The organism is Streptomyces sp. NPDC004561, assembly GCF_053602155.1.
On the sequence record NZ_JBSGDB010000627.1, the window covers coordinates 1 to 4,362 of the forward strand.

General features: G+C 66.6%; 2 protein-coding genes and 2 pseudogenes. 2 read left to right on the forward strand and 2 right to left on the reverse strand.

Annotation, left to right across the window (positions count from 1 at the left end):
* Positions 1-221: 221 nt before the first annotated feature.
* On the reverse strand, positions 222-563 hold the full coding sequence (locus ACWEN3_RS42305; RefSeq protein ID WP_452982823.1) for a ricin-type beta-trefoil lectin domain protein: 342 nt from the start codon (positions 561-563) through the stop codon (positions 222-224).
* A 206-nt stretch (positions 564-769) separates the two neighbouring features.
* Between ACWEN3_RS42305 and ACWEN3_RS42310 the strand changes: the two genes are divergently transcribed.
* Both ACWEN3_RS42310 and ACWEN3_RS42315 read left to right on the forward strand, forming a co-directional pair.
* Positions 770-1,228: a hypothetical protein gene (locus ACWEN3_RS42310; protein ID WP_452982826.1), complete on the forward strand. Its 459-nt coding sequence runs from the start codon at positions 770-772 to the stop codon at positions 1,226-1,228.
* Positions 1,225-2,345: pseudogene (locus ACWEN3_RS42315) on the forward strand (IS110 family transposase); the annotation flags it as partial. The gene ACWEN3_RS42310 and the pseudogene ACWEN3_RS42315, both read left to right, overlap by 4 nt.
* Positions 2,346-2,395: 50 nt before the next feature.
* Here the strand turns inward: ACWEN3_RS42315 and ACWEN3_RS42320 are convergent.
* Positions 2,396-4,012: pseudogene (locus ACWEN3_RS42320) on the reverse strand (IS4 family transposase); the annotation flags it as partial.
* Positions 4,013-4,362: the final 350 nt, after the last annotated feature.

Consider the following 4,362-nt stretch of genomic DNA (forward strand, 5'->3'; position numbering starts at 1 on the left):
GTGTCACCTGGGCCCTTCATCACGCTTCTTGCAACGTTGCAAGACGGTAAACCAGCTAATTGCAACGTTGCAAGATGTTCGTGAATAACGGTTTGTCGCGGCCTGGGGCACCCGAGCAAAGGCGGCCGGGCCCGGGCCGCGACGCTGTACGTATGGGATGCGGGGACGCGGCTATGAGGTCACCGCCGCTGCAGCCGCAAGAGCAGCGGCGGCCACGGTGGTTACGGCAGATGCCACACCTGCGTGAACAGCCCGTTGCAGTCGTAGATCTGAAGCTGTGTGCCGTTCGCGGTGTTGGCCTGCGGATCGTCGAGGCAGCGCCTTGACTGCGGATTGAACAGCGAGCGGTTGGCCTGCGGGAACCACTGCTGACCACCCGCGTTGTCGCAGTCCCACAGCTCGACCTTGGAGTAGTTCGCGGCCCCGTTGGCCACGATGTTCAGGCACTTGCCGAAGGCGCGGACCGTGCCGCCGCTCATCCGCGACCACTGCTGACCCTGGACCTCGGTGGTGCAGTCCCACAACTGCACCTTGTTGCCGTTGGTCGAAGTGTTGGTGTCCACGTCAAGGCACTTGTTCGTGGTGCCCGGCCCGGTGATGGCGCCCGTCGGCCCCTGACGATCCTGGCCCAGATGACGGCCGGCGCGTACGGCACCGGCTGGCCCTACTACACCACCAGCCTCGCCATCACCCTCGTCCTGGGGCTGGCCGCGAACACCAGTTTCGGCGGCCTGCCCGTACTGATGAGCTGCTGGCCCAGGACAACCGGTTGCCCCACCTCTTCGCCCTGCGCGCCGAACAGCCGGTTCACCGCTACGGGGTCGTCGCCCTGGCTTTGCTGTCCCTGATCCTGCTGATCACCGTCAACGCCGACACACAGCGGCTGATCCCGCTCTTCGCCATCGGGGTATTCGTCGGCTTCACCATCAGGCAGCTCGGACTCGTGCGGCACTGGACGACGCAACGTCCCCACAGGTGGGTGCCCCGAGTGCTGATCAACGCCACGGGAGCTGTGCTCAGCGGCGTCGCGGGTGCCGTCCTGCTCGCCACGAAATTCCTCGCGGGCGCGTGGTTCGTCGTGGTGATGCTGCCGCTGCTCATGCTGCTGTTCGCCCGGATCCAGCGTTACTACTCCAAAGTTGGCACCGAGCTCGCTGTTAGGTCGCTGCGTGGCCCGCATGCGCTCGTGACCAGCGCAAACACCCACGCCATGGGGAGGATGCCTTGATCTACTGCGGAATCGACTGGGCCGAGAGGACGCACGACATCGCCCTGATCGACGACTCGGGCCAGCTGCTGGCCAAACGCCACATCACGGATGACGCGGCTGGCTACAAGATCTTGTTGGAGCTGCTCGCCGAGTACGGCGACACCGAGGAACACCCGATCCCGGTGGCGATCGAGACCTCCCGCGGTCTGCTGGTCGCCGTGCTGCGGCAGGGCAAGCGGAAGGTCTTCGCGATCAACCCGAGGGCCGCTGCCCGCTACCGCGACCGGCACAGCGTCTCCCGCAAGAAGTCCGACCCGGGGGACGCCCTGGTGCTCGCGAACACCCTGCGCACCGACATGCACGCCCACCGGGTCTTGCCCGATGACAGCGACCTGGCCCGCGCCATCGCTGTCATCGCCCGCGCCCAGCAGGACTCCACCTGGAACCGCCAGCAGATTTCCAACCAGCTCCGCTCCCCGCGGCCCTGGCGGCGTTCGAGTCCTGGAAGAACGGTCTCTGTCGCTCTGAAGCCCACGAAATCCTCAAGCTGGCTCCGACTCCCACACGAGCTGCTCGACTGACTCGCGCCCAGCTCCAAGCCGCCCTCAAGCGAGCCGGCCGCCAACGCGGCATCGAAGCCGAGATTGAACGCCTCCGTGAGGTCTTCCGCGAGGACCACACCCACCATCCTGCCCTCGTCGAGGACGCGCTCGGCAAGCAGATGCTCGCCCTCCTGGTCCAGCTCCAGGCCGCCTGCACGGCCACCGACGACCTCGCCCAGGCGGTGGGGGAAGCCTTCCCTCAGCATCCGGACGCTGAGATCATCCTCAGTTTTCCCGGCCTCGGCGTCCAGCTCGGCGCCCGGGTGCTCGCTGAGATCGGGGACGACCGCGGCCGTTTCGCCGACGCACGCGGCCTGAAGGCATACGCCGGCTCCTCGCCCATCACCCGGGCTTCCGGCAAGAAGTCCAGCATCACCCGCCGCTGGGTCAAAAACGACCGCCTCAACCACGCCGGCTACCTCTGGGCCTTCTCCGCCCTCCGGGCCTCGCCCGGAGCCATGGCTCAGTACCGTCGCCGCCGCGACGGGCACGGGGACTGGCACGCTGCCGCCCAGCGCAACCTCTTCAACCGCCAATGCCACGAAGTTAGCGCTGTGCCGCCGTCGTCAAGGGGCGTCGTCGATGAGGGAAGGTGAGGGCTGGTCGGTAGCCAGTCGGCGGCCAGGGTGTAGGTAGCGTTTGCGATCTTGTTGAGGAGTCCTTCGCGGGTCCAGCGGCCGAGCTGTACGTAGAAGCTGTCGTAGGTGGTGACACCGAGCTCGTTCGCAAAGTCGCGGGCGTGCCAGATCCTGCCGGGGGCCGTTCGCATGATGTGCAGGACCTTGTTGCGTTGTCCGCCGTGTCCGCCAGCTGCGGTCGATGTGGGCTGAGGTCTGAGCTCTATTGCGAGTTTCGTGACGTTTTGGCTGTTCAGAGGGTGTCCAGTGGTCGGGTTCGCCGGGTATCGGGAGGTGGGGCACTTCACCTTTCGTGCGCTGATGCGAGCCCGACGGGGTGGTAGGAGGTTCGCCTGGATCGCTGCCGCTATGCCCCTGCCACCCGCTTGCTGCTGTGGCGGCGCCAGGACGTGGTCGGCGCGGATGACCTCGTCGCGGGCGGTCTGGAGAGCGATGGTGAAACTGGCCCTGTCAGGGTCGGTGCCGGGAAGGGACTCGACGGCGTCGGCCATGGCCATCCGCAGCACCTGGTAGAAGGTGAGCAAGGCCCAGACCTCCTGCTCAAGACCGCGTGGGTCCTGGGAGCGCAGGACCTGCCCAGTCAGCAGTGTGTGCCGCAGGGAGTAGTAGGCGGTCTCGATCTCCCAGCGCTCGTGGTAGAGGCGGACGAGTGCTCCGGCGGGATCGCGTCGGTGGTCGGTGAGTGTGGTCGCGAGCAGGTAACGCCCGGTGATGCTCTTACCTTCGCTGGTGGTGACGGTGATCTCCGCGTCGATGACGCGTACGCGGACGTGGTGGAAGCGGGGAAGATAGGTGCCGTCGGGCAGGACCGCCAGCACGGCGGGGCGTCGGCGGGCGGACAGCCTGACCAGGAACTGAGCGCCGGTGTCAGCGACCTGCCCCAGGAACTCGTCGCCGTCGTAGGCGCGATCGGCCAGGAGCAGCATCTGCGGGGTCAATTTCGGTAGCAGCCGGGTTGCCTGGACGATCTCGCCGGCTTCGCAGGGGCCGAAGACGGCACCGAGCAGACCGCGGGTACCAGCCTCGCAGAGCACGGTCAGCCGCAAGGAGGGGTAGCCGGACATGCCCCAGTGGTGCCGAACCTTGCCGAGCAGGCACCGGATCCTTGGCAGGTCAGGGGCTTTGAGCGAGTTGCAGCCGCCGAAGGCGACGGTTCGCCAGCGCCGGTAGCACACGCCCGGTGTTGAAGGACGTGCCAGCGGCACCGCGAGTGCATGGAAGAGCATCTCCAGCGGCCTGGGCCCCAGCCGCGCGCGGAGGTGACGCAGGGCCGCCTCAGAAGGGGTGTGCAGGTCGAGGCCGGAAGGGCCGGCAACGAGCTTGTCCCAGACGCGCTGGTACCCAAGGCTCGGGAACAGCCCCAGAGCCAGCACGAAGTAGATTCCGACACGGGACGGTAACGCGCGCACGCGCTGCTGCAGGGTTCTGGTCTGCTCGAGCACGTCGTCGACGAGCTCGAAGGGCAGGAACTGGGTCAACCCGCCGAGGTGCCCGGGAGCGAAGGCTCCCTCGGCAACGGTCGTGATGCGTGTCAGGGTGCAGGTGGCAGACTGGCTCGACAACGGGATCCTCTGAACAGGAGAAGTCTTGGTCGGCTTTCCTCCTACCAGGGGATCCCGTCCCACGAGCCCATCTCGCGAAAGCCCTTGACGACGCCGGCGCAGCCCTAACTTCGTGGCATTGCTTCAACCGCATGCTCGGACAGATGTTCCACTGCCTCCAGCGACGCGAACTGTTCGATGAGAACACCGCATTTCCAACGGCGTTGGCCGCTGCGGCTTGACGACTTGGGGTCGTGAGGTGTCTATGCGGTCACAGCACTAGGCGCTGTTTCTCGGATCTCCCTTCGTGAGTGGGGTGTTGGGGGCAGGCTGGCTGCATGGGACGTGGAGACCTGACGAACGAGGAGTGG